The 25125-nt window shown below is 71.5% G+C and carries 25 protein-coding genes; 17 read left to right on the top strand and 8 right to left on the bottom strand.

Going from position 1 to position 25125, the window contains the following annotated elements:
* Positions 1-141 precede the first annotated feature (141 nt).
* The gene (locus tag NH2_RS14165) at positions 142-549 is read right to left on the bottom strand and encodes a MerR family transcriptional regulator (RefSeq protein ID WP_067653449.1); all 408 of its coding nucleotides are present in this window, start codon (positions 547-549) and stop codon (positions 142-144) included.
* A 116-nt stretch (positions 550-665) separates the two neighbouring features.
* Here NH2_RS14165 and NH2_RS14160 point away from each other — a divergent pair, with 116 nt between their 5' ends.
* Entirely contained in the window at positions 666-860 is a 195-nt protein-coding gene (locus tag NH2_RS14160) for a hypothetical protein (protein WP_067653447.1), read from the top strand.
* Positions 861-863: 3 nt separating this feature from the next.
* Here the strand turns inward: NH2_RS14160 and NH2_RS14155 are convergent, their stop codons facing one another.
* Complete coding sequence (locus tag NH2_RS14155) at positions 864-1355, bottom strand: SixA phosphatase family protein (protein ID WP_067653651.1); 492 nt, start codon at positions 1353-1355, stop codon at positions 864-866.
* Positions 1356-1525: 170 nt separating this feature from the next.
* Between NH2_RS14155 and NH2_RS14150 the strand changes: the two genes are divergently transcribed.
* Complete coding sequence (locus tag NH2_RS14150) at positions 1526-3193, top strand: FAD-dependent oxidoreductase (RefSeq protein WP_067653445.1); 1668 nt, start codon at positions 1526-1528, stop codon at positions 3191-3193.
* Positions 3194-3214: 21 nt separating this feature from the next.
* Here NH2_RS14150 and NH2_RS14145 read toward each other — a convergent pair whose 3' ends face one another.
* The 3 genes from NH2_RS14145 to NH2_RS14135 form a co-directional block, all read right to left on the bottom strand.
* Positions 3215-3988, bottom strand: coding sequence for an acyl-[acyl-carrier-protein] thioesterase (locus tag NH2_RS14145; RefSeq protein WP_067653443.1), 774 nt, complete (start codon positions 3986-3988; stop codon positions 3215-3217).
* 213 nt (positions 3989-4201) lie between these two features.
* A complete protein-coding gene (locus NH2_RS14140; RefSeq protein WP_067653441.1) occupies positions 4202-5314 on the bottom strand; it encodes a transglycosylase SLT domain-containing protein in 1113 nt (370 codons plus the stop codon).
* Positions 5311-5631 carry a type VII secretion target gene (locus NH2_RS14135; protein WP_067653439.1) on the bottom strand — a complete coding sequence of 107 codons (321 nt, stop codon included), beginning with the start codon at positions 5629-5631 and terminating at the stop codon, positions 5311-5313. The genes NH2_RS14140 and NH2_RS14135 overlap by 4 nt, the downstream gene beginning before the upstream one ends.
* 140 nt (positions 5632-5771) lie before the next feature.
* On the opposite strand from NH2_RS14135, the gene NH2_RS14130 reads away from it, so the two are divergent.
* Together NH2_RS14130 and NH2_RS14125 are read left to right on the top strand one after the other, a co-directional pair.
* Positions 5772-6746, top strand: a complete 975-nt coding sequence (locus NH2_RS14130) for an NADPH:quinone oxidoreductase family protein (protein ID WP_067653437.1) — start codon at positions 5772-5774, stop codon at positions 6744-6746.
* Between the two features lie 33 nt (positions 6747-6779).
* On the top strand, positions 6780-7886 hold the full coding sequence (locus NH2_RS14125; protein ID WP_067653649.1) for a winged helix DNA-binding domain-containing protein: 1107 nt from the start codon (positions 6780-6782) through the stop codon (positions 7884-7886).
* Between the two features lie 111 nt (positions 7887-7997).
* Here the strand turns inward: NH2_RS14125 and NH2_RS14120 are convergent, their stop codons facing one another.
* A complete protein-coding gene (locus tag NH2_RS14120) occupies positions 7998-8516 on the bottom strand; it encodes an Lrp/AsnC family transcriptional regulator (RefSeq protein WP_067653435.1) in 519 nt (172 codons plus the stop codon).
* A gap of 111 nt (positions 8517-8627) precedes the next feature.
* On the opposite strand from NH2_RS14120, the gene hppD reads away from it, so the two are divergent.
* From hppD to NH2_RS14070, 10 genes are all read left to right on the top strand, one after another.
* Positions 8628-9791, top strand: coding sequence for a 4-hydroxyphenylpyruvate dioxygenase (gene hppD, locus NH2_RS14115; RefSeq protein ID WP_067653433.1), 1164 nt, complete (start codon positions 8628-8630; stop codon positions 9789-9791).
* A gap of 38 nt (positions 9792-9829) precedes the next feature.
* Positions 9830-10351: a DUF3558 domain-containing protein gene (locus NH2_RS14110; protein ID WP_067653432.1), complete on the top strand. Its 522-nt coding sequence runs from the start codon at positions 9830-9832 to the stop codon at positions 10349-10351.
* Between the two features lie 8 nt (positions 10352-10359).
* On the top strand, positions 10360-10911 hold the full coding sequence (locus NH2_RS14105) for a DUF3558 domain-containing protein (RefSeq protein ID WP_067653647.1): 552 nt from the start codon (positions 10360-10362) through the stop codon (positions 10909-10911).
* A 266-nt stretch (positions 10912-11177) separates the two neighbouring features.
* The gene (rpsL, locus tag NH2_RS14100; protein ID WP_067653430.1) at positions 11178-11552 is read left to right on the top strand and encodes a 30S ribosomal protein S12; all 375 of its coding nucleotides are present in this window, start codon (positions 11178-11180) and stop codon (positions 11550-11552) included.
* A gap of 1 nt (position 11553) precedes the next feature.
* A complete protein-coding gene (gene rpsG / locus NH2_RS14095) occupies positions 11554-12024 on the top strand; it encodes a 30S ribosomal protein S7 (RefSeq protein WP_067653428.1) in 471 nt (156 codons plus the stop codon).
* Between the two features lie 125 nt (positions 12025-12149).
* The gene (fusA, locus tag NH2_RS14090) at positions 12150-14252 is read left to right on the top strand and encodes an elongation factor G (RefSeq protein WP_067653426.1); all 2103 of its coding nucleotides are present in this window, start codon (positions 12150-12152) and stop codon (positions 14250-14252) included.
* A gap of 102 nt (positions 14253-14354) precedes the next feature.
* Positions 14355-15545 carry an elongation factor Tu gene (gene tuf / locus NH2_RS14085; protein ID WP_067653424.1) on the top strand — a complete coding sequence of 397 codons (1191 nt, stop codon included), beginning with the start codon at positions 14355-14357 and terminating at the stop codon, positions 15543-15545.
* Positions 15546-15706: 161 nt separating this feature from the next.
* Complete coding sequence (locus tag NH2_RS14080) at positions 15707-16921, top strand: NAD(P)/FAD-dependent oxidoreductase (RefSeq protein ID WP_067653645.1); 1215 nt, start codon at positions 15707-15709, stop codon at positions 16919-16921.
* Positions 16922-17087: 166 nt separating this feature from the next.
* On the top strand, positions 17088-17852 hold the full coding sequence (locus NH2_RS14075) for a glutamate racemase (RefSeq protein ID WP_067653643.1): 765 nt from the start codon (positions 17088-17090) through the stop codon (positions 17850-17852).
* Entirely contained in the window at positions 17852-18661 is an 810-nt protein-coding gene (locus NH2_RS14070; protein WP_084505526.1) for a DNA alkylation repair protein, read from the top strand. The genes NH2_RS14075 and NH2_RS14070 overlap by 1 nt, the downstream gene beginning before the upstream one ends.
* Here the strand turns inward: NH2_RS14070 and NH2_RS14065 are convergent.
* On the bottom strand, positions 18658-19713 hold the full coding sequence (locus NH2_RS14065) for a ferredoxin--NADP reductase (RefSeq protein WP_067653422.1): 1056 nt from the start codon (positions 19711-19713) through the stop codon (positions 18658-18660). The two genes, NH2_RS14070 and NH2_RS14065, sit on opposite strands and share 4 nt — an antisense overlap.
* A gap of 61 nt (positions 19714-19774) precedes the next feature.
* Positions 19775-20413 (bottom strand): mycofactocin system transcriptional regulator MftR2, encoded by a 639-nt coding sequence (mftR2, locus tag NH2_RS14060; RefSeq protein ID WP_067653420.1) that lies wholly within the window; start codon positions 20411-20413, stop codon positions 19775-19777.
* 306 nt (positions 20414-20719) lie between these two features.
* Here mftR2 and mftF point away from each other — a divergent pair, with 306 nt between their 5' ends.
* The 3 genes from mftF (at position 20720) to NH2_RS14045 (ending at position 25085) form a co-directional block, all read left to right on the top strand.
* On the top strand, positions 20720-22120 hold the full coding sequence (mftF, locus tag NH2_RS14055) for a mycofactocin biosynthesis glycosyltransferase MftF (RefSeq protein ID WP_067653418.1): 1401 nt from the start codon (positions 20720-20722) through the stop codon (positions 22118-22120).
* A gap of 3 nt (positions 22121-22123) precedes the next feature.
* Complete coding sequence (mftG, locus tag NH2_RS14050) at positions 22124-23560, top strand: mycofactocin dehydrogenase MftG (RefSeq protein WP_067653416.1); 1437 nt, start codon at positions 22124-22126, stop codon at positions 23558-23560.
* Positions 23561-23756: 196 nt separating this feature from the next.
* The gene (locus NH2_RS14045) at positions 23757-25085 is read left to right on the top strand and encodes a GAF domain-containing protein (protein ID WP_245650559.1); all 1329 of its coding nucleotides are present in this window, start codon (positions 23757-23759) and stop codon (positions 25083-25085) included.
* Positions 25086-25125: the final 40 nt, after the last annotated feature.

Here is a 25125-nt window from a genome sequence, read left to right as displayed (position 1 = left end):
TGTCCGGCACCGGCCGCTCCCGGTTGGCCTGGACAAAAACCGCCAGGTTTTCCCCGTTGTGCCCGGAGCCGTGGACATCGGCGGTAGCGAACAGCGTGACGCCGAGTTCGAGCGCGGCGGTGGGCGGGGTTCCGCTGGTGGTCACGCTGTCGTCCCTTCGCAGGGCGGTCCGATCGCGCCCTGGTAGAGCCCGATCTTGTAGTCCAGAACGGCGACGGTCTGCCTGAGCTCCTCGATCCGGGCGAGCGCGTCGGCGCGGGTGGCGCGGAAGATGGCGAGCCGCTCCGGGATGGTCGACTCACCCGCGCGCACCAGCTCGGCGTAGCGCACCATGTCCGCCACCGACATGCCGGTGGCGCGCAGCCTGCCGATGAGCAGCAGCCACTCCAGATCCCGGTCGGTGAACCGGCGCTTGCCGGTGTGGTCGCGCCCGACCGAGCTGAGCAGCCCGATCCGCTCGTACCAGCGCAGGGTGTCCCGGCTCAGCCCGGACCGCTCCGCCGCCTCGCCGATGGAGTACCGCGGATGCTCGATCGTCGCTTCGGTCATCGCCGCCGCCCTTTCCGAGGAACATCTCCGACGCTAGTCACCTGGAGCGCACTCCGGGCAAGGACGATTCTCGCCGGGTTGCGGCGGCGGCGCGCAACCCGACCTACCCTGGAGCCATGGCTGGTAAGGACATCGACCGGGTCAGGGCGCGCTCCGCCCTCGCCACGGTCAGGGAGAGCCCGGTGATCACCGCCATCGCGGTGGCGCCGTTCATCGCCGCGCTCGGCGTGGTGTGGTGGCTGTTCGGCGGCTTCGCCGCGTTCGTGCTGCTCGCCGTGTTCGGCGTGGTAGCTGTGGTGAAGCTGCGCTGACGCTCAGCGCGGCACGTGGAAGCGCGTGAGCTCGCCGCTGCCCGGCCCGATCCCGGACCACGGCAGCTCGAACTCCAGCACCGCCAGCGCCGAGGTGGGAAACTTGCGCGCCAGCGCGAGGGCGGCTGCGCCGGTCCGGTCTGCGGCCAGCTCCAACGCCGTTTCCGGCATGCCTGGAACGTGCCCGACCAGCAGCAGGGTGCGCACGTCGTCGCCGGTCAGCCGGACGAGTTCGATCAGCTCGGCGGCGTCCGCGCCGTAGATGCCGGATTCGTAGTGCGCGGGCGCGGTGATGCCGGTGGCTGCCAGTGTGCTGCGGGTGCGCTCGGCGGTGGAGCAGCGCACCTCGTCGACCGGCGGGAGGGTGGTGCGAATCCATGTGCCTGCCAGCGCCGCTTCCCGTTCGCCGCGCGGTGCGAGCGGGCGCTCGTGGTCGGCCACGCCGTGCGGGTAGGCGGATTTTCCGTGCCGCAGGAGGATGAGCGTTCGCGCCATGGGATCACCGTAGACGCTCACCGGTGCGAGGCCCGGATCGCACTCGAGGCACACTGAAAGCGGCATCACAGTGCCGGGGGCCACGAATGATCGTGTCCGCCTTCACAGTGGAGCCACCGGATGCCCGCAACGGTGTCCACTCCACACGCACACCCCGAGGATCAGCACACATGGCCTACGTAATCACGCAGCGTTGTTGTAACGACGCGAGCTGCGTCTCCGAGTGCCCGGTCGATTGCATTCGCCCGACCCCGGATCAGCCGGAGTTCGCTTCGGCGGAGATGCTTCATATCGATCCCGATACCTGCATCGACTGTGGCGCCTGTGTCGATGCGTGTCCGGTGGAGGCGATCTTCTCCGAGGATGATCTGTCGGCGTCGCTGGCGCGGTATCGGGATATCAACGCGGCGTACTTCCAGCGGTATCCGCTGGAGTCGAATATCGAGCCGCTGGTGTCTCCGGCGCGGCCGCCGAAGGATCTGGGAACGTTGCGGGTCGCGATCGTCGGCGCCGGGCCCGCGGCGTGCTACGCGGCGGATGCGATTCTGCGCCGCGCCGATGCCCAGGTGGAGTTGTTCGATCGGCTGCCAACGCCGTGGGGGCTGGTGCGGGCGGGGGTGGCGCCGGATCACGCGGGCACCAAGACGGTCGCGGCGATGTTCGAGTCCGCGTTCCGCCGCGACACGCTGCAGTACTACCTCAATGTCGAGGTCGGCACCCACATCTCGCACGAGGAACTGCTCGATCACCACCACGCGGTGGTGTACGCCGTCGGTGCGGCGACCGACCGCCGGTTGGGGGTGCCGGGTGAGGACCTGGCCGGGAGTGTGTCGGCGACGGAGTTCGTGGCCTGGTACAACGGGCACCCCGACTACGCCGACCGCACCTATGACCTGTCGGGGGAGCGGGCGGTGATCGTCGGCAACGGCAACGTCGCCCTCGACATCGCGCGGGTGCTGACCATGGATCTGGATGAGCTGGCCAAGACCGACATCGCCGACCACGCACTCGAAGCACTGCGCTCCAGCAACATCAAGGAAGTGGTGATCCTGGGCCGGCGTGGGCCGCTGCAGGCCGCCTACACCTCCCCGGAGTTCCTGGCGCTGGCGCATCTGCGCAACATCGACGTGGTCGTGGCCGCCGAGGACCTCGACCTGGACGAGCTCAGCCGCGGGCATCTGGACGACCCGGAGGTGGAGCCCTCGGTGCGGCTCAAGTACACCCTGGCCGAGGAGTACGCGCACGCGCCGCGGAATCCCGATCACAAGCGGATCGTGTTCCGGTTCCTGACCTCCCCGACCGCCGTGCTCGGCGAGGACAGGGTCACGGCTGTCGAGTTCGCGCACAACGAGCTGTTCGACGACGGCGGACAGGTCAGCGCCCGCCCCACCGACCGCACCGAGACCTTGGCGACCGGGTTGGTGCTGCGCAGCATCGGGTACCGGGGCCAGCCGGTCCCGGCGTTGCCGTTCGACGAGCGCAAGGGCGTGGTCCCGAACCGTCAGGGCCGGGTGGTCGAGGACGGCGAGGCGGTGCCGGGGGTGTACGTGAGTGGCTGGATCAAGCGGGGCGCCCGGGGTGTGATCGGGTCGAACCGGGTCGACTCCGAGGAGACCGTGGAGCAGTTGATCGCTGATTTCGTCGGCGGGAAACTCCCCGCACCGAAGGCGGACCGGGCCGCACTGCGGGAGTTGGTGCAGTCCCGCCAGCCCGACCTGGTCGACCGGGCGGGGTGGAAGGCGATCGACGTCGCGGAGAAGACCGCGGGCAAGTCCGCCGGACGCCCCCGCGTGAAGTTCGCGACCAGGGAGGACCTGCTGAAGGCCGCCCGCGGCTGATCGCGCGTGCCGCTCCCCGCCCTAGGCGGGGAGCGGCATGATCCGCACGACGGTCGTGGTGGCTCCGCCGACCACGAACCACAACCGCAGCACCGGCCCGCCGGACCGATCCCCGGATTCGTAGCGGCTGCGCACCGTGATGTGCTGGCGCGCCAGCACCGGCGCCACGTACTCGATGACGGCGCGGTGCGGCGCCGCCACCAGCTTGGGGTACTCGACCAGGAACTGCTCGACGGCCTGCCAGTAGCAGGCATTGTTCACGTGGTTGTACTGGTCGATATCGGTGGCGCGGACCGGGAAGGGCAGATCGGTGTCGGATTCCGGCGGGGTGGCGTCGGTGAGGTACGGGCGCCAGCGCAGCCGGTGCTCAGCGGTGGAGCGGGCCAGGTAGGCGAGGCCCTCGTCGCTGATCCGGGCCGGCATGTTGTTCGACTCGCTGATATTGATCCAGAAGCCCTCGGTCTCGATCAGCCCGCCGTTGCCGCTGGTCACCCGGACCCGCATATTGGTCCAGCGGGTGGACATGCTGGAGCACCAGCGCAGCAGCCGCACCTCGTCCGGCCACAGCACCGGCCGGATGACGTCGATGACGGTGCGCCGGACGATCCAGTTCGGATCGGTCCGGTTCAGGAAGGTACCGGTGAGTTGCTCCCAGGCGATGTCCTGCAGATAGCGGGCGACGGCATCGAATCGCAATCGGTTGTAGGGATCCACATCGCCTGCCCGGACAGGCCACGCCGAATCGAAGCCCGTGCCCTCCTCGGGAAGCGGGGCGAGTGGCTGTTCGACTGACACTGGTGCTCCTCGCGCTGCACGGTGTGCTGCGTGTTCGTGCGGTGCTGTTGTGAGACGACTTTACGGGGCGTAGGTCACACCCTCACGCAGAGTCGGTGCGACGTCCGCCCTGCTGCCGTGCCCGGCGACGAACGGTTGCGCCGCCGGGAGCAGCCCGGCGCGGCGCCGCAGAACTTACCACCGGTCGTGCCCGTCGCGGCCCTGGCACGCGAATCAATAACCCCGATATCCCTGCCCGCTCGACATGGCGACGATGCCAGGCACGTTCGAGAGCGACCCGTACCGTTCGATGGCGTAGCGGGACCCGGCGATGATGTTGTCGACCGGGTTCCAGATGTCGTCGTGCCCGGCCACCTTGTAGGCGTCGAAGGTGGGGTCGATGGTCTGCATGAGCCCCTTGGACGGGATGCCCGCCGCGGCATTGCTGTCCCAGAGGTTGATGGCCTGCGGGTTACCGCCCGACTCCTTCTCGATGATCATGGCGATGATGGCGGCGTCGCTGTCCTGCACGTCGTAGCCCTGAGCCCGCAGCACCTCGATCGCCTGCCGGATCCACTCCGCCTGGTCGCCGGTCGGCATGGGGCCGGTCGGCATCGAGCCGGTGGCGGCGTACTGCGGGGTGCCGCTGCCGGTGCCGGAGGGTGTCTCGCTGCCGTTGGACGAGTGCGACGTGGTGCCGCTGCTGGAGGAGACCGGAGCCGCGGTGCTGCTCGCGGGTGCGGCCGGGGCGGTCGGGGCGGCCGCCGGGACGTTGAGCGCCGGATCGCCGAGGCCGTCGTAGGCCGCGCGCAGCGCGCCGGTGGCCCGGTCGATGGCGGTCTGCGCGGTGGTGGCGGTGGATTCCGCGGTGCGCAGCGCCTGGGTCAGGTTCCAGCTGCGCGAGGCGGCCTGCAGCGCCTCCTGGAAAACCAGCCCGTCGACGTCGACCAGGTGGGACTGCCCGCGCAGGTAGGCGATGCGGGCGGTGGCATCGACGGTGCCGTCCGGGGCGACGCCGTAGGGGCCCATGGGGGCGGGCTGGTTCAGCGCGTCGTCGCGCAGTGCGACCACCTTCGCCCTGGCCTCGGTCAGGTTCGTCACCTGCTGGGTGAAGGCCGTCCGCAGCTCCAGCAGCGCGGCGCTCACCGCGGAGCCGCGCGTCTTCTCCGTCTCCACCCTGGCCGTCGCCGCGGCGGCCGTGGCGCCGGACCAGGTGAGCGCGGCGGTGTCGGTGACCGCGGAGCCGAGCGCGGCGTCCAGGTCGCGCTGGATGCGGGCCGCGGCGTCGCCCGCGGCGGTGAGTTGCTCCGGCAGCCAGGCCGCGACATCATCGACGGTGAGCGTCATGACGGCAGCCCGATGGTGCCGAGGCGCTGCGCGAACTCGGCCTCGTTCAGCTCGTAACCGCCCGCGGCGGTGCGCAGATTGTCGGCCACCGTGGTGAGCCGGGCGCCGATCCGGTGCAGCGCGCCGTCCAGCGCGGCCCTCGCGGCCTCGGCCGCCGCCCCGATCCCGGTGCCCGGCAGCCCGGGCACCGCGAACGGCTCGCCCGCCGCCAGCCCGGTGACCGCCCCCGCCTCGGCGCCGAGGCGCTGAGCGAACGTGCGCAGAACGTCCGGATCCACCCGGATCGCCTCGCTCGGATTCCCCGCAGATTCGACCATGAGAACTCCCCCTTCCCGCAAGTCGCGGTCAGCATAGCAAAACGGGATGCCGCGGCAGGGCCGCGTACCGGCCGGATAGGTTGGGTCGGATGCGGCGTCCCAACCCCAAGTCGATGCCGTGCGGAGAGAGAGGTCGGCCCATGCGCGCAGCCCGGATCAGCACACTCGAGGGACCGGAATCGATCGAGATCGCCGAGATCGCGGAGCCGGCGGCGTTCCCCGGCGGCGTCGTGATCGACGTGCACGCCGCCGGCATCGCCTTCCCGGACGTGCTCATGTCGCGCGGGCTGTACCAGATGAAGCCGGAGCTGCCGTTCACCGTCGGCGGCGAGATCTCCGGCATCGTGCGCGCGGCGCCTGCGAGCGCGCACGTGCGGGCGGGCGACCGGGTGCTGGCGCTGACCATGCTCGGCAATGCCGTCGCCGAGACCGCGGTGGTCCCCGCCGACATGGTGTTCTCGCTCCCGGACGCGGTCTCGCTGGAGGCGGGCGCGGGGATTCTCTTCAACGATCTGACCGTGCACTTCTGCCTACGCACCCGCGGCAGGCTGGCCAAGGGCGAGTCGGTGCTGGTGCACGGCGCGGCCGGCGGCATCGGCACCTCGACGCTGCGGCTGGCGGCCGCGCTCGGCGCGGGCCGGGTGATCGGGGTGGTCAGCACCGCGGAGAAGGCCGAGGTGGCGCGGGCCAACGGCGCCACCGACGTGGTGCGCACCGAGAACTGGCTCGCCGAGGTCAAGGAGCTGACCGGCGGCCGCGGTGTCGACATCGTGCTCGACCCGGTCGGCGGCGACCGCTTCACCGACAGCCTGCGCTCGCTGGCGCCGGGCGGCAGGCTGCTCGTGGTCGGCTTCACCGCGGGTGAGATCCCGCAGGTCAAGGTGAATCGGCTGCTGCTCAACAATGTCGAGGTGATCGGTGCGGGCTGGGGTGCCTGGGCGCTGGCGCACCCGGGCTACCTGGCCGAGCAGTGGGCCGAGGTGGAGCCGCTGCTCGCCGACGGCACCATCGCGCCGCCGCGGGTGGTGCCGTACCCGCTGGAGCGCACCGCCGAGGCGGTGGCCTCACTGGAGCAGCGCAGCGCCACCGGCAAGGTGGTCGTCACCATCCGCTGATCGGTGTCGGCGGGCGCCGGTACGGTGCTCGCCATGACCGCCGCGGGGGACAGGCTCTCGGATCGCACCCTGAATCGCACGCTGCTCGCCCGCCAGCACCTGCTCGCGCGCGAGCGGCTGAGCATCGGCGCGCTCTGCGAGCACCTGATCGGGTTGCAGGCGCAGGACGTGCCGCCGCCCTTCGTCGGGGCGTGGAGCCGGATCGCCGATTTCGACCGGGAGACGGTGGACCGCGGGCTCGAGCAGCGCTCGCTGGTCCGGATCACCCTCATGCGCGGCACCATCCACCTGGTCACCGCGGCCGACGCGCTGCGCATCGCGCCGCACATCCAGCCGGAGCTGGAGAAGGTGCCGTTCCGCAGGGGGTTCAATTTCGGCGCCATGGTCGGGCTGGACCCGGAGGAGGTGCGGGCCCGCGGCGAGGCGACGGTGGGTGACGCTCCCATCTCCGCGGCCGAGCTGCGCGCCGCGGCGCTCGCGCACTACCCGGACCGGCAGCCGGGGCCCCTGGTGCAGGCCTGGCTCTACCAGCTGCCGGTGCTGCAGGTGCCGCCGCGCGGGCGCTGGCGGGACAACAGCAAACCGGTCTGGGCGCGGATCGAGCGCTGGCTCGGTGCCCCGCTCGACCCCGATTACCCGCTCGCCGAGCTGCTCGCCCGCTACCTCGCCGCCTTCGGCCCGGCGAGCACCGCGGATATGCAGACCTGGTCCAAGCTGCCCGGTGCCAAGCGGGCGATCGACGCGCTCGGCGACCGGGTGCGCACCTACACCGACGAGCGCGGCAAGGTGCTCTACGACCTCGCCGATGCCGAGCTCACCGACCCCGGGGTGCCCGCCCCGGTGCGGCTGCTCGGCTGGTACGACAACGCCACCCTCTCGCACCGTGACCGCGGCCGCATCCTGCCGCGATCCGCACAGCGCACCTTCCCCGTCATGGTCTCGCCGGTGCTGGTGGACGGCTTCGTCGCCGGGCACTACAGGGTCACCGGCGGCACCGCGCGGATCGTGCCCGCCCGGACGTGGAGCGCGGCCGAGCGCGCGGAGGTCGAGGCGGAGGCGCATGCCCTGCTCGGCTTCCTGGAGCCGGAGCGCGAGCCCGAGGTGCTGATCCTGGACCCGGACGCGGATATCAGGGGCTGACCCGCGCCATCCGCATCCGGCGCCGCGCAGGCGGCGGCCGTGCGCGGCGCGCTGTGCCGTGCGCGGACCGCGGCCCGTGCGCGAGCACGGTGGCGGGGCCGGGAGCCGCCGCTACCTGGTATCGCGGTACGCGGGCGCCTTGCTCGTCCCCGCGGGGGCGAGCGTGCGGAGCAGCGGCAGGGTGCGGCGGGGCACCACGGTGGAGAGCACGATGACGCTGTGCGAGCGCACCACCCACCCGGTCCGGTCGATGCTGAGCAGCACCGCCTGCAGCCCGGCGTGCGAATCGGCGCCGATCCGGCAGAGCACGTCGCCGGAGCCGGTGGTGGCGTAGGCCTCCAGCACGCCGGGGATGGCGGCCAGCTCCTCGGCCACGCTCTCCAGCGCGCCCTGCGCGATCTCCAGCGTGACGAAGGCCTGCACGTCGAAACCGGCGGCGGTGACATCGATGTGCGGGTCGTAGGAGGCGATCACCCCGGCCTGCTCCATCCGGCCGATCCGCGCCTGCACCGTCGCGCGGGCCACCCTGGTACGCCGGGAGAGCTCGAGGATGCCCGCCTTCTGGTACTCGTGCATGGCGGCGAGGATGGCCAGATCGAGTTCGTCCAGCCGAGCCTGGCTCTTGGTCATGCTATTCATTCTGCCAAGCAAAACCGGGGTTCCGCTGGCCGGATGTACCGGCATGTCCACGATTTCCTCGCGAGCTTGCCCGGCCGTGGCAGCGCGGGGTCTGGTAGGGCGATGACCGTGGAACCGATTCCGAGCGATCAGGACCTGCGCACCCTCGTCGGGCTGGTCGATCACGACCCGGGCGCCGACCCCTTCCCGGTGATCGGCTGGGACGCCCTGGTCTGGGTGGTCGGCAATGCCACGCAGGCCGCGCACTTCCTGCGCAGCGCCTTCGGCATGCGGCTGGTGGCCTACTCCGGCCCGGAGACCGGCAACCGCGACCACAAGGCCTTCGTGCTGCGCGCGGGGGCGGCGCGGTTCGTGGTGACCGGCGCGGTCGATCCGGCCAGCCCGCTGGCCGCGCACCACCGCGAGCACGGCGACGGCGTCGCCGATATCGCCCTCGAGGTGCCCGACGTCGACCGCTGCGTGCGCACCGCGCGCGCCCGCGGCGCCACCGTGCTCATCGAACCGCACGACGAGACCGACGAGTTCGGCACCGTCCGGGTCGCGGCGCTCGCCGCCTACGGCGACACCAGGCACACCCTCGTCGACCGCTCCCGCTACGACGGGCCGTACCGCCCCGGCTTCGTCGCGCGCACCGCGGCCCCCTCCGGCGCGCCGGTCTTCCTCGCCGTCGACCACGTGGTCGGCAACGTGGAGCTGGGCCGGATGGACCGCTGGGCCGGGTTCTACCGCGATGTCATGGGATTCACCGATCTGGCCGAGTTCATCGGCGACGACATCGCCACCGAGTACTCGGCGCTGATGAGCAAGGTGGTGGCGAACGGCAACCACCGGGTGAAGTTCCCGCTGAACGAGCCCGCGCCCGGGCGCAAGCGCTCGCAGATCGACGAGTTCCTGGAGTTCTACCGCGGGCCGGGCGTGCAGCACGTCGCGCTGGCCACCGCCGACATCCTCGGCGCCGTCGATGCCCTGCGCGCGCGGGGCATCGAGTTCCTCGACACCCCGGCGGCCTACTACCGCGACCCCGAGCTGCGGGCGCGGATCGGGCACGTCCGGGCGCCGGTCGCGGAGCTGGAGCGCCGCGGCATCCTGGTCGACCGGGACGAGGACGGCTACCTGCTGCAGATCTTCACCCGCCCGCTCGGCGACCGCCCCACCGTCTTCTTCGAACTCATCGAGCGGCACGGCTCGCTCGGCTTCGGCAAGGGCAACTTCCGGGCGCTCTTCGAGGCGATCGAGCGGGAGCAGGAGGCGCGGGGCAATCTGTAGCGCCGGCGCGTCGTCCGGCACTCGGTACAGTTCGAGGCATGCGGATCAAGTGGGCGGCGGTCGCGGTCGCCGCCGTGGCGCTCGGGCTCTCCGGCTGCGGCTCCGGCGGCGACTCCGAGCAGTCCGGCCCCTCCCGGCCCGCGCCGAAGGTCGTCGCGCTGGGGCCGTTCGTCGGCGAGTGCGGCAGCGTCACCGATACCGAGATCCGCGATGTCGGCGGCATCGGCCAGGTCACCCGGGTGTTCCGGAACGCGGTCGGCTGCAACTGGCAGGCGGGCGGATTCGGCTCGGCCAGCATTACCTTCGCCTCCTACCGGGGCAGCCCGATCGAGCGCGAGCGGGCCTGGGTGACGGTGCACGGCCGCGCCCCCGAGCAGATCGAGGTGGCGGGCAAACCCGGCTTCGCCGCGCTCGATCCCGACGGCTCGATCTGCGACCTCGCCATCCAGCTCGGTGACGACTTCTTCGAGTGGTCGACCAACCTCGGGCCGTTCGGCACCGGCAACCCCTGCGACCGGAGCCGCGCGCTGGCCGAGCTGACGCTGCAGCGGATCCGGTGAGGAGCACCATGCGGAACGGACTGCGCCGGGGCGGCGCCGCGCTCGCGGCCGCGCTCGCCCTGACCGCCGCGCTGAGCGGCTGCGGCCGGGAGATCACCGGAACCCCGATGGGCGTCGGCGAGAGTCAGCCGGTCGACACCAGGCTGGACAAGCTGCTCCGGGAGTGCGACATCCTGAGCCACGAGCAGATCGGCGAGGCGGTCGGCGATGGCGTCATCGCCGAGGACTCCTTCTTCGGCGCGGTCTGCATGTGGGATCTCATCGGCGCGCCGGGCGGCGACGGCATGGCCACCCTGAACTGGTACGAGAACGGCTCGCTCGGCAACGAGAAGCAGACCAACAACAAGCTCGGGTACCAGACCGAGAACGTCACCGTCGACAGCGCGCTGGTGCTGCAGATCCGGCGGCCGAACGACCCGGACTCCTGCGGCATGGTGGCGAGCGCGCCGGACAACGGCGTCATCGGCTGGTGGCTCAACTACCGCGCCGGCTCCAGCCACCCCGACCCGTGCGAGGCGGTGCGGAAACTCATGGCGCTCACGCTGAACCTGGCGCGGTGAAGTTCCGGCCCCACCGCCCGCCGACCACCCCGTTTCGACCTTTCTCGAGGTCACGGGTATTGTGGACGGCTGTGCCCGGAACGTAGCGGGCAGGTTCGTGTGCAGACGTAGGCCAGCGAGAGCGGCCGACCCCTCAGGTGTGCCTGGAAACCGGGGTTCCGTACCGCGCGCGACACGCCCGACCCCGGGACGCGAGAAATGGGGTCGGACGTGCAGCTGAGCCATGAAGTTCCCGTACCGCGTTAACAACTGAGGAAAGCCGGTCTATGCCAACCATCAACCAGCTGGTCCGCAAGGGTCGCCGTGACAAGGTCGCCAAGACCAAGACCGCGGCGCTCAAGGGCAGCCCCCAGCGCCGTGGCGTGTGCACCCGCGTGTACACCACGACCCCCAAGAAGCCGAACTCCGCGCTCCGCAAGGTTGCGCGTGTTCGCCTGACCAGCGCGATCGAGGTCACGGCGTACATCCCCGGTGAAGGCCACAACCTGCAGGAGCACTCGATGGTGCTCGTCCGCGGCGGCCGGGTGAAGGACCTGCCCGGTGTGCGCTACAAGATCATCCGCGGCTCGCTCGACACCCAGGGCGTGAAGAACCGCAAGCAGGCCCGCAGCCGCTACGGCGCCAAGAAGGAGAAGAGCTGATATGCCGCGCAAGGGTCCCGCTCCCAAGCGTCCGTTGATCAACGACCCGGTCTACGGGTCGCCGCTGGTCACCCAGCTGGTCAACAAGATCCTGCTGGACGGTAAGAAGTCCACCGCCGAGCGCATCGTCTACGGCGCGCTGGAGCAGGCGCGCGAGAAGACCGGCACCGACCCGGTCGTCACCCTCAAGCGCGCGCTGGACAACGTCAAGCCCGCCCTCGAGGTGAAGCCGCGCCGCGTCGGTGGCGCCACCTACCAGGTGCCGATCGAGGTCCGCCCCGGTCGCTCCAACACCCTGGCGCTGCGCTGGCTGGTCAACTACTCGCGGGCGCGCCGGGAGAAGACCATGATCGAGCGGCTGGCCAACGAGCTGCTCGACGCGAGCAACGGCCTCGGCGCCTCGGTGAAGCGCCGCGAGGACACGCACAAGATGGCCGAGTCCAACCGGGCCTTCGCGCACTACCGCTGGTGATCACTGTCCGGCCCGTCATCGCTGTCGTGCCGAGCTGATCACGGTCGTGAACGGGGCGTTCCGATGCCCCTTCCGGCGTTGACAACCGAAGACTCAACCCAGAGAGCAGAGCGGGGAAGATTTCCGTGGCACAGGACGTGCTCACCGACCTGAACAAGGTCCGCAACATCGGCATCATGGCGCACATCGATGCCGGTAAGACCACCACAACCGAACGCATCCTCTTCTACACCGGCATCACCTACAAGATCGGTGAGGTCCACGACGGCGCGGCCACGATGGACTGGATGGAGCAGGAGCAGGAGCGTGGTATCACCATCACCTCCGCCGCGACCACGTGCTTCTGGAAAGACAACCAGATCAACATCATCGACACCCCCGGGCACGTCGACTTCACCGTCGAGGTGGAGCGGTCGCTGCGGGTGCTCGACGGTGCCGTGGCCGTGTTCGACGGCAAGGAGGGCGTCGAGCCCCAGTCCGAGCAGGTGTGGCGTCAGGCCGACAAGTACGACGTGCCGCGGATCTGCTTCGTCAACAAGATGGACAAGCTCGGCGCGGACTTCTACTTCACCGTGCGCACCATCGAGGAGCGCCTCGGCGCCAAGCCGCTGGTGCTGCAGCTGCCGATCGGCGCGGAGGACACCTTCGAGGGCATCGTCGACCTGGTCGAGAACAACGCCAAGATCTGGCGCGGCGAGACCAAGCTGGGCGAGCAGTACGAGGTCGTCGAGATCCCGGACGAGCTGAAGGAGCGCGCCGAGGAGTACCGCACCGCGCTGCTGGAGACCGTCGCCGAGTCCGACGAGGCGCTGCTGGAGAAGTTCTTCGGCGGCGAGGAGCTCTCCATCGAGGAGATCAAGGGCGCCATCCGCAAGATGACGGTGGCCTCCGAGCTCTACCCGGTGCTCTGCGGCTCCGCGTTCAAGAACAAGGGCGTGCAGCCCATGCTGGACGCGGTCATCGACTACCTCCCCTCGCCGCTGGACGTGGAGAACACCACGGGCCACGTCCCGGGCAAGGAAGAGGAGCTGCTGACCCGCAAGCCGGATGCCACCGAGCCGTTCGCGGCACTGGCGTTCAAGATCGCGGTGCACCCCTTCTTCGGCAAGCTGACCTACGTCCGGGTGTACTCGGGCAAGGTCGACTCCGGCGCCCAGGTGATCAACTCCACCAAGGGCAAGAAGGAGCGGCTCGGCAAGCTGTTCCAGATGCACTCCAACAAGGAGAACCCGGTCGGCGCGGCCTCCGCGGGGCACATCTACGCGGTCATCGGCCTCAAGGACACCACCACCGGTGACACCCTGAGCGATCCGCAGAACCAGATCGTGCTGGAGTCCATGACCTTCCCGGACCCGGTCATCGAGGTCTCGATCGAGCCCAAGACCAAGTCCGACCAGGAGAAGCTCGGCACCGCGATCCAGCGGCTCTCCGAGGAGGATCCGACCTTCTCGGTCAAGCTGGACCAGGAGACCGGCCAGACCGTCATCGGCGGCATGGGCGAGCTGCACCTGGACATCCTGGTCGACCGGATGCGCCGCGAGTTCAAGGTCGAGGCGAACGTCGGCAAGCCGCAGGTGGCCTACCGCGAGACGCTCACCAAGACCGTCGAGAAGCTCGAGTACACGCACAAGAAGCAGACCGGTGGCTCCGGCCAGTTCGCGAAGGTCATCATCGCGCTCGCGCCGTTCGTCGGCGAGGACGGTGCGACCTACGAGTTCGAGAACAAGGTCACCGGTGGCCGCGTCCCGCGCGAGTACATCCCCTCGGTGGACGCCGGTATCCAGGACGCCATGCAGTACGGCGTGCTGGCCGGGTACCCGCTGGTCAACATCAAGGCCACGCTGCTCGACGGCGCCTACCACGACGTCGACTCCTCGGAGATGGCGTTCAAGATCGCCGGCGCGCAGGCCCTGAAGGAAGCGGCCCGCAAGGCCGGTCCGGTCATCCTCGAGCCGCTGATGGCGGTCGAGGTGATCACGCCCGAGGACTACATGGGCGATGTGATCGGCGACCTGAACTCCCGCCGTGGCCAGATCCAGGCCATGGAGGAACGCAGTGGTGCCCGTGTCGTCAAGGCGCTGGTTCCGCTCTCGGAGATGTTCGGCTACATCGGTGACCTGCGGTCGAAGACCCAGGGCCGGGCGAACTACTCCATGGTGTTCGATTCGTACGCGGAGGTTCCGGCCAACGTGTCGAAGGAGATCATCGCGAAGGCGACCGGCGAGTAAAGCGCTCCCGGGCGTACGCAATACCCTTCCCCCGTGTAAGTGCGGGGGAGACCACCGCACTGCTGCAACTGCACGCACCAAGACAGTCCAGGAGGACACAAAGTGGCGAAGGCGAAGTTCGAGCGGACGAAGCCGCACGTCAACATCGGCACCATCGGTCACGTCGACCACGGCAAGACCACGCTGACCGCGGCGATCACCAAGGTGCTGGCCGACAAGTACCCGGATCTGAACGCGGCCTTCGCGTTCGACCAGATCGACAAGGCGCCGGAGGAGAAGGCTCGTGGTATCACGATCAACATCTCCCACGTCGAGTACCAGACGGAGAAGCGGCACTACGCCCACGTCGACGCCCCGGGCCACGCCGACTACATCAAGAACATGATCACCGGTGCGGCGCAGATGGACGGCGCCATCCTGGTCGTGGCGGCCACCGACGGCCCGATGCCGCAGACCCGCGAGCACGTGCTGCTCGCCCGCCAGGTCGGCGTGCCCTACATCCTGGTCGCGCTGAACAAGTCGGACATGGTCGACGACGAGGAGATCCTCGAGCTCGTCGAGATGGAGGTCCGCGAGCTGCTGGCCGCGCAGGAGTTCGACGAGGAGGCCCCCGTCGTTCGCGTCTCCGGCCTGAAGGCGCTGGAGGGCGACGAGAAGTGGGTCAAGTCCGTCGAGGAGCTCATGGACGCGGTCGACGAGTCCATCCCGGACCCGGTGCGTGAGACCGAGAAGCCGTTCCTGATGCCGATCGAGGATGTCTTCACCATCACCGGTCGTGGCACCGTCGTCACCGGTCGCGTCGAGCGCGGCATCGTGAACGTGAACGAAGAGGTCGAGATCGTCGGCATCAAGGAGAAGACGACCAAGACCACGATCACCGGCATCGAGATGTTCCGCAAGCTGCTCGACCAGGGCCAGGCGGGCGACAACGTCGGCCTGCTGGTCCGCGGCATCAAGCGCGAGGACGTGGAGCGCGGCCAGGTCGTCATCAAGCCGGGCACCACCACCCCGCACACCGAGTTCGAGGGCCAGGCGTACATCCTGTCGAAGGACGAGGGCGGCCGCCACACCCCGTTCTTCAACAACTACCGCCCGCAGTTCTACTTCCGCACCACCGACGTGACCGGCGTCGTTACCCTCCCCGAGGGCACCGAGATGGTCATGCCGGGCGACAACACCGAGATGAGCGTCAAGCTCATCCAGCCGGTCGCCATGGAGGAGGGGCTGCGCTTCGCGATCCGTGAGGGTGGCCGCACCGTCGGTGCCGGTCGCGTCACCAAGATCGTCAAGTGATGTCCTGACATCGCGGTTCGAGCGGCGTCGTCCCTGCGGGGCGGCGCCGTTCGGCGTTTGTCGGGCGATTCGACGGTGCTGACGACCAACCAAGCACTTGCTAGGGTGATAGCCACCTCGTTCCAGGTATGATAACGGCATTCTCGAGAATGGAGAACGCGATGACCGCACCGATCGTGATCGTCGGCGCAGGCCTTGCCGGGCTGCGGACCGCAGAGGAGCTGCGGCGGGCCGGATACGAGGGCGGCCTCGTCCTGGTCGGCGACGAGGACCGGCCGCCCTACGACCGCCCGCCGCTGTCCAAGCAGTTCGTGCGCGGCGAGGTCGAGGACACGGCGCTGCGGCCGCCCGAGTTCTTCGCGGAGAAGCGGATCGAGCTGCGGCTCGGGGTGGCCGCGACCGGGATCGACACCGCGCACCGCAGGCTGCTGCTCGCCGACGGAAGCGAGCTGGAGTACTCGCACCTGGTGATCGCCACCGGGCTGCGGCCGCGCCGGCTCACCGGGCTGCCCGAGCTGGCCGGGATCCACGTGCTGCGCTCGCACGATGACGCCGCCGCACTGCGCGCCGCAATCGGGTCGGCGCGCAGTGCGCTGGTGATCGGGGCCGGGTTCATCGGCTGCGAGGTGGCGGCGTCGTTCCGGGCCGAGGGGCTGGACGTGGTGCTGGTCGAGCCACAGCCCGCGCCGCTGGCCGGGGTGCTCGGCGAGCAGGTCGGCGAGCGGGTGGCCGAGATGCACCGGGCCAAGGGCGTCGACGTGCGCTGCGGGCTCGGCGTCGCGCTGCTGCACGCCGACGAGAACGGGGCGGTGCGCGGGGCCGAGCTCAGCGATGGCAGCGAGGTGGCGGCCGATCTGGTGGTGTTCGGCGTCGGCTCGCGGCCGGAGGTGGAGTGGCTGGCCGAGTCGGGGGTGGAGCTGGCGCCCGCGGGGGCCGGGGGCGGGGTGCTCGCCGATGCGAGCGGGCGCACCTCGGCGCCCGGGGTCTGGGCCGCCGGTGACGTGGCGGCCTGGCGCACCGCGACCGGTACGCACCGGCGGATGGAGCACTGGACCAGCGCGGGCGAGCAGGCGCGGGTGGTGGCGCTGCACATCCTCGCCGAGCTGGTGCCCGGCACCGAGGTGCCCGAGGTGCCCGCGCAGGTGCCGTACTTCTGGAGTGATCAGTACGAGCTCAAGCTGCAGGCGCTGGGGCGGCCGAGCCCGGCCGACGATCTGCACGTCGAGCCGGGGAACGGGCACGCCTTCATCGCGTACTACTCGCGGGACGGGATTCTCACCGCCGTGGTCGGCGCCGGGATGGCCGGGAAGGTGATGAAGGCGCGGGGCAAGATCGCCGCCGGCGCCCGGGTCGCGGACGTGCTCGCGCCCGCCTGAGTGCGGATGGCTGCCTTCGGCTGGGGGCGGCGCCGGTTTCCTCCGGACGGGCATGGCCGCGGTGCCGCGTGGCGCGGCCGGCGGCCGGTGGTCGCGCCCGTCCGGCCCGGCGGGGTGCTCTCGGCCAGGGACGAGGGTGTCCGGTGCCTGTAATACGGTGATCGATGTGATAGTGGCGCTCATCGATTCGGGGCTCGGCCTGCTGCCGACGGCGGCGTGGTTGCGCAAACTGCGCCCGGACGTGGACCTGCTGCTCCAGCTCGACCCGGACGGCGCGCCCTGGGGGCCGAAGCCGGAGGCGTGGACGGTGCAGCGGGTGCTCGACACCGCCGCGGACTCGCTGGCGCTCGGCGCCGAGGTGATCGTGCTGCCGTGCAATACCGCCAGCGTGACCGCGCTCGAGCAGCTGCGGGCCATGGTGGGGCCGGAGGTGCCGGTGATCGGCACGGTGCCCGCCATCAAGCCCGCCGCCGCGGAGTGCCGCTCGGTAGCGGTCTGGGCCACCGCGGCCACCACCGCCAGCCGGTACCAGGCCGATCTCATCGCCCGGTTCGGCGGCGAGGCCGAGGTGGTCGGGATCGCCTGCCACGGGCTCGCCGACGCCATCGACCGCGGGGAGCTGGCGGTCGCGCGCCGGGCCATCGCCTCGGCCGCCGAGCGCACGCCCGCCGGGGTCGAGGGCGTCGTGCTCGGCTGCACGCACTACCCGCTCATGGCGGACGAGATCCTGGCCGCGCTGCCCGCCGGGGTGCGGCTCTTCGACAGCGCGCCCGCGGTGGCCGCGCAGACGGTCCGGCGGATGGACGAGCTGGGGCGGCCGAGCACCGGCACCGGCACCATCCTGGTGCGCACCAGCGGACGCCCCGGCCCGCTGCCGCCGAGCGCGGGGGCCTTCGAGTCCGGGCGGTTGCTCGGCGCCGGAATGCCGTGATGCCGGGCGCCGGTGCCGGGCGGAGCGCGGGCCGAGCCGGCGGCGTCGGCGCGGTCTCGGGTCGGGACGCGGCGGGCCCGGCGTCGGCCGACGCGGTGCGGGCGGCGCTGCAGACGCACGCCGACCCGGCGGACGCCGAGGGGCTGCGGCGCTTCTTCAAGACCGGCCCGGGGGAGTACGGCGAGGGCGACGTCTTCATCGGGGTCCGGGTGCCCGCGACCAGGAGGGTGGCCAAGGAGTTCGCCGAGCTGCCGCTGGAGCAGGTCGGGGAGCTGCTGGCGAGCCCGGTGCACGAGGAGCGGCTGGCCGCCCTGTTCATCCTGAACCGGCGCTCGGAACTCGCGGCCCGCCCGCGCACCCGCGACGAGGCGACCCAGCGCGCCGTCGTCGAGCTGTACCTGGCGGCGGTGCGCGGCGGCCGGGTGAACAACTGGGACCTGGTCGACGCCTCCGCCGAGTACATCACCGGCCGCTGGCTGCTCGACCGCCCGCGCGACCTGCTGGTCGAACTGGCCGCCGCCGACTCGCTCTGGGAGCGCCGGGTCGCCCTGCTCAGCACCTTCGCCTTCATCAAGGCCGGTGACCCGAGCACCACCCTCGAGCTGGTCGAACGGCTGCTCCCGGACCGCCGTGACCTGCTGCAGAAAGCCTCCGGCTGGATGCTCCGCGAGATCGGCAAGCGGGTGGATCGCGCGGTGCTCACCGCGTTCCTGGACAGGCACGCGGCGACGATGGGCCGCACCGCGCTCAGCTACGCCACCGAGCACCTCGACCCGGCCGAGCGCGCGCACTACCGCGCGCTGCGCTAGAACTGGATGCGCAGCCGATCGGTGATCGGCCGCGCCTGGCAGCCGAGGATGTACCCGTTCTCGATGTCCTCCGGGTCCAGGATCTCGGCGTTGTCCATCTCGACCTTGCCCTCGAGCACGGTGCAGGCGCAGGAGCCGCACTCGCCCTCCTGGCAGGAGTAGGGCACGTCGATGCCCTTGTCCAGCATGATGTCGACCAGCGTCTGCTTGCGCGGCCAGCGCAGCTCGTGCGTCTCGCCGTCCAGCTCCACCTCGACGGTGGCGGCGTCGGCGGCGTCCTCCGCGCTCACCTCGGCGACGGTGTGCTCGGCGAACGGGTCGCCCGCCAGCGAGTTGAAGACCTCGGCGTGCGTGCGGTCGCGCGGGACGCCGAGCGTGCCGAGCGCGTCGTGCACCCGGTCCATGAACGCCTTCGGCCCGCACATGAAGGCGTGGTGCTCGGTGTAGGGCGCCACCAGCCCGGCCAGCTGCTCGGTGCTCGGCAGCCCCTGCAGGCTCTCCAGCCAGTGCAGCACCGTGAGCCTGCCCGGGTGGCGCTGAGCCAGCTCGCGCAGCTCATCGGCGAAGATCACCGAGGCGGCATCGCGGTTCGCGTAGACCAGCACGATCCGGCCGGAGCCCTGGTCGAGCGCGGACTTGAGGATGGACATGACCGGTGTGATGCCGCTCCCCGCCCCGAAGAGCAGCAGGTCGGCGCCGAGATCCCTGGGGGTGAAGACGCCGGAGGGCGGGAGCACCTCCAGCTCGTCTCCCGCCTTGACGTTGTCGCAGACCCAGTTGGAGCCGTAGCCGCCGTCGGTGCGCTTGACCGTCACCTTGGGCGCGTCGTCGGTATGCGGCGAGCTGGCCAGCGAGTAGCAGCGCGCCACCGAGCCGGTGCGGTCGCTGGGAATGCGCAGGGTCAGGAACTGCCCCGGTTTGTAGGAGAACTTCTCGCGCAGCTCCGCGGGCACGTCGAAGACGAGCGAGCAGGCGTCGGCCGTCTCCGCGACGACCGCGGCGACGCGCAGCACGGCCGAGCGGGAACCATGGGGAACCTCGACGGTGGTCATGTCGTCCTTTCCGGACCCGGCGGCGCCGGGAGCGAAGCGCAAACTAGAACGTGTTTCAGTTTTATCCTACGTCGGCGCGCGGGCGCCGGACAAGCTGGGCCTCCAGCCCGGCCACGAGCACGTCCATGCCGAAGTCGTAGGAGTAGCGGCCGCGCAGATCCGCGATGTACCGGCTGGCCCGCGCCACCGGCTCCGGCAGCGTGACGTCCGGGGGAGAGTAGCGGTCGCGCGGGTTCACCCGGCTGCGGCCGAAGAGGTAGGTGTGGATGGTGGCGTAGGCGGCGAGCACATTGCGGTCGTCGAAGCCGGCGTCGACCAGGATCTCCATGACGGCGGTGATCAGGTCCAGTTGTTTGCCGAGCATCTGCTCCAGCAGGATGTCGCCGAGCCCGGGGTGTTTGCGCAGCTTCTCGTCGATCTGGTCGATCAGGTCGCGCAGCCGCACCTGCCACGGCGCGGAATCCCGCGGTGGCGTGCGGAGTCCGGTGAGCGCGGCGGTGGCGACCAGGTCGAGCAGCTCGCGCTTGTCGGCCACGTAGTAGTAGGGCGCCATCGGCGAGACGCCGAGTTCGCGGGAGAGTCGCCGCATGGAGAGCTTCTCCACCCCGTCCTCGCGGACCACCCGCAGCGCGGCCTCGACGATCTCGGCCTCCGACAGCGAGCTGCCCGCTCCGCTGGCCTGTGTGCGTCCGACTCCCATGCCACCTCTACCGCCGCGGATGTGTGTCACCCGTCACTCGCCGTTCACCTGTGTTCCCCATCGAAGTCTAGAACCCGCGCGGGCGGGCCGGTTCCGCGCGCGGCGTGCTCGGTCAACCGTGCGCGGGGTGCGATGCGCCGTTCACCGCGCGGCCGGGGCGCCGACCTACTGTAACGTGTTGCAGTTTTCCGGCGGCGGCCTCGGTTGCCCCCGGTGTGCCCGGCGACGCGCCGCCGCGCACCGCAACGCCGCAGGTGGCGGCGGCCGATGATGCCCGCGCCGCCGATTCGGCCTAGCATCGCAGGAATGCGCCACGATCGCCTGCCCGACGGTTTCGGGGTGCGGATCGATCCGCGGGTGCGCGCGTTCTCGGGGGGCCGGGTCCTGATCGGCGGGTCGCCCGCCCGGCTGCTCCGGCTCGCGCCGGAGGCCGCGGCCATGATCGGCGACGGCTACCTGGAGGTCACCGATCAGCGCTCGGCCGGGGTGGCGCGGCGGCTGCTCGACTCGGGGGTCGGCAATCCGCGGCCCCGGCTGCTGCCCTCGCCGGACCAGGTGACCGTGGTGGTGCCGCTGCGGGACAACGCCGCCGGACTCGACCGGTTGCTGGCCGGGATCTCCGAGCACCACCGGGTGATCGTGGTGGACGACGGCTCGGCCGAGCCGGTGCGCGATCCGGAGCGCCGGGCGGCGGTCACGGTGCTGCGGCACGAGGCGGCGCTCGGCCCCTCGGCGGCGCGCAATGCCGGGCTGCGCGCCGCGACCACCGACTACGTGGCCTTCCTCGACAGCGACGTGGTGCCGCGCACCGGGTGGCTTGAGGTCATGCTCGGGCACTTCAGCGACCCCGAGGTGGCGCTGGTGGCGCCGCGCATCGTCGCGCTGGACCCGCGCGCCAATGCGCTCGCCCGCTACGAGCACGCGCGGTCCTCGCTCGATCTGGGGCGGCGCGAGGCCGCGGTGCGCTCGAATACGGTGGTGAGCTACGTGCCGAGCGCGGCGCTGCTGGTGCGCAGGCAGGCGCTGCTCGACGCGGGCGGCTTCGACGAGGACATGCGGGTCGCGGAGGACGTCGACCTGTGCTGGCGGCTGGAGCGCGCGGGCTGGCGGCTGCGGTACGAGCCTGCCGCCCGGGTGGCGCACGACCACCGGGTGACCTTCCGCTCCTGGTTCGCGCGCAGGCGGTACTACGGCACCGGCGCGGCCCCGCTGGCCGAGCGCCACGCCGAGCTGGTCTCGCCGCTCACGCTGCCCGCCTGGACCGTGCTGGCCGCGGTGCTCTTCGGCACCGGGACCCGGCTCGGCGCGGCGGGCGGCTTCGCGACGCTGCTCGCGGCCGGGCTGCGGCTGCGGAAGGTGCTCGCCGGGCTGGACAACCCGAACCGGATCGCGGCGATCTACGTGAGCAGGGGCTTCGTCGCCGGGCTCTGGCGGCTCGCCTCCGCGGTGTGCAGGCACTACTGGCCGGTCACGCTGCTCGCGGTGCTCGCCTCGCGCCGGATCCGGCGGGTGGCGCTGCTGCTCGCGGTCGGCGAGGGGCTGGTGGACTGGTACACGCACTACCAGCGCGACGGCCTCGATCCGGTGCGGTATCTGGGGTTCAAGCGGCTGGACGACATCGCGTACGGCTCCGGGCTCTGGCTCGGGGCGTACCGGGCCCGCAGCGCCGCCGCGCTCACCCCGGTGCTGCGCTTCCGGATGGGCTGAGCCGTGCGGCCGGAGCCGGACACGCTGGTCGTCGGCGCGGGCACCGCGGGCTGCGTGGTCGCCGCCCGGCTGAGCGCGGATCCCGCGCACGCCGTGCTGGTCCTGGAGGCGGGCCCGGTCTGGGCCACCCCCGCGCAGGCGCCGCCCGGGCTGCTCGACGCCGCCACCCTGCCGCTGGACCCCGGCGCGCCGTGGCTGCGGCACTACCAGGCGGTGCTCGGCCACGCCGACGGCGCCCCGGTGGCGGCTACCCTGGTGCGCGGCGCGGTGCTCGGCGGCTCCGGCGCCGTGAATGGGGCCTACTTCATCCGCCCGCCCGCCTCCGACCTCGCCGCGTGGTGCGCGCGGCTCGGCGACGACGGCTGGGGCGCCGCCGCCCTCGCGCCCACCTTCGCGGCGATCGAGCACGACCTGGACTTCGGCGCCGCGCCGTACCACGGCACCGCAGGCCCCATCCCGGTGCGCCGCCCCGCCACGCCGGACGACCCCTTCACCACCGCCGCGGTGGCCGCCGGCCTTCCCGCGGTGCCGGACTGGAACGCCCCGGATGCCCCCGCCACCGGCGTCGGCCCGGTGCCCTGCTCGCTCGACGGCTCGCTGCGCGCCGACACCGGCTCCCGCTACCTGCTGCCCGCGCTCGGCCGGCCCAACCTCACGCTGCGTGGGGGCACCGCGGTCACCCGGCTGGTGGTCGAGCGCGGACGGGTCGCCGGGGTGCGCACGGAGACCGGGGTCATCCGGGCGGGCCGGGTGGTGCTCTGCGCGGGCGCCATCGAATCGGCGGCGCTGCTGCTGCGCTCCGGCATCGGCCCGCCGGACGAGCTGCGCGCGGCCGGGATCGAGCCGGTGCTGGCGGCGCCGGTGGGGCGGCACTGCGCCGACCACCCGGAGATCGGGCTCGACTACCGCACCTCGGCGGGCCGGGCAGGCGCGGTGGCGCTGGAGACCGTGCTGGAGCTGGACGGTGTCGAGGTGCGGCCGTACGCGCTGGAGTTCGCGCGCGGGGTGCGCCGGATCGGGGTAGCGCTCATGCGCCCGGCTACCACCGGGACGCTCCGGGTGCGCGCCGCCGACCCGCGGATTCCCCCTGTGATCGAACACAACCACCTGGCCGCCGCTGCCGATCGGCGGCAGCTGGCCGACGGCCTCGGGACCGCGGCCGAGCTACTGTCCCGGATGGCGGGGGTGGCGGCCGCCGTGCACCCGCCCGCGGCGGCCGGGCTGCCCGGCATTCTCACCACTTCGCAACATCTGGCCGGGTCCTGTCGCATGGGGCGGCCGGGTGACAACGGTGCGGTGGTGGACCGGATGGGACGGCTGTACGGCCTGGACGACCTGTGGATCGCGGACCTGTCGATCGTCCCGGTCCCGCTGTCCCGCGGGCCGCAGGCGATGGTCGTCACGCTCGCCGAGCGCATCGCTTCCGGCATGCGCGGATAATGTGAACGACTGATGGGTCACAATTTCTGCACCGCCGTCCCTGTTGTGAGGTGAAGGACAAAGGGGTCATCCGCCCCGTCCAGAACCTACGCGCCGGTACAGTTTGGGGGGGAAAGAAAGGCTAATGGTCAGCAATCTTGCGGGTGGGCGACCTCGAGGGCAACACGACGGTGCCGCTCCCCGACCGCGCGAAGGTTTGTCGGCGCACGCGGAGCACGGCTCCGAGCTGGGCGCGCTGGAGACCTATGCCGCGCAGGCCCACGGGTACCTCGGCACGGGTGGCGAGCAGCTGTCACAGCTCGCCGGTCTGCTGCGCCCGCTCGTTCTGGAGTCGTGGTTGCGGAGCGTACGCGGGGGGATCGATCCGCTCGACCCGGTGGACGGCCGCGGGCTGCGCGGCGCCGACCTGCAGCGCTACCGGGACGCGCACCCGGTCGCCGGCCTGATGCCGCTCATCGACAAGCTCCTCGTGCAGGATGCCGCGCGCAGCGGGCTCATCGTGGTTGTCGCCGATCAGTTCGGCCGGGTGCTCACCGTGCACGGCAACGAAGACCTGGTGAGCGCGGTCGCCGAGATCGGGCTGCGGGCAGGCGACGACCTGAGCGAGCGCCGGATCGGCACCAGCGCGGTGGGGCTGGTGGTGCGCACCGGACGGGCCGCCTGGATCCACGGCCCCGAGCATTTCCTGCACCGCATGCACCAGATCACCGGCGCCGCCGCCCCGGTACACGCGCCGGACGGCAGGCTGGTCGGGGTGCTGATGATCGCAGGCGGCGTCCGCGTGGCGCGGCCGGAGATCCTCGCGCTGGTCAAGGCGGCGGCGACCGCCGCGGAGATGGACCTGGTGCTGCGCGCCATGCGGGCCGAGCGGCACGGCTCCCCGGACGAGCCGGGCGCGGCCGCGCCGATCGGCAGGCTCGGGCTCGACGTGCTCGGCCTCGGTCAGCCGCAGCTCTCCACGCCGACCGGCCGGGTGCTGCTCTCCCAGCGTCACGCCGAGATCCTGCTGCTGCTCACCGAGCACCTCGAGGGGCTCGGCGCCGACCACCTGGCGCTGTTGCTCGACGACACCGACCTGGACAACGGCACCATCAGGGCCGCCATGTCGCGGCTGCGCGCGGTGGTCGGCCCCGCCGTCTTCGGCTCCCGGCCGTACCGGCTGCGCACCCACGTGGCAACCGACGTGGAGGCGCTGCGCGCCGCGCTCGACTCCGGCGACGTCGAGGCCGCGCTGCGGCTCTACGCCGGGCCGGTGCTGCCGCGCTCGAACGCGCCGGGCATCCTCGACATCCGCGACGAGCTCCGGGTGCGGCTGCGTGCGGCGGTGCTGAACTCCGGCGACTCCGCCGTACTGCGCCGGTGGACCGCGGGCCCCGACGGCCGCGACGACGCCGACGCCTGGATGGCATATCGCGCCACCGTCGATCGCGAGTCTCCGCTGTACGCGCAGATCGAGGCCAAGATCCGGGTTCTCGATCGCAGGCTCGGCGCCGATGCAACGCGGATGCAACGTTTCGCCCCATAGTCTCGGCCCCCGGTGGTGCCACAGGTCACATTCGCCCGTC

It is taken from the genome of Nocardia harenae NBRC 108248 (genome assembly GCF_001612885.1).
Taxonomy (GTDB): domain Bacteria; phylum Actinomycetota; class Actinomycetes; order Mycobacteriales; family Mycobacteriaceae; genus Nocardia; species Nocardia harenae.
Note: the sequence above shows the minus strand (reverse complement) of the source record. Positions and strands in the feature narration are given on the sequence as shown.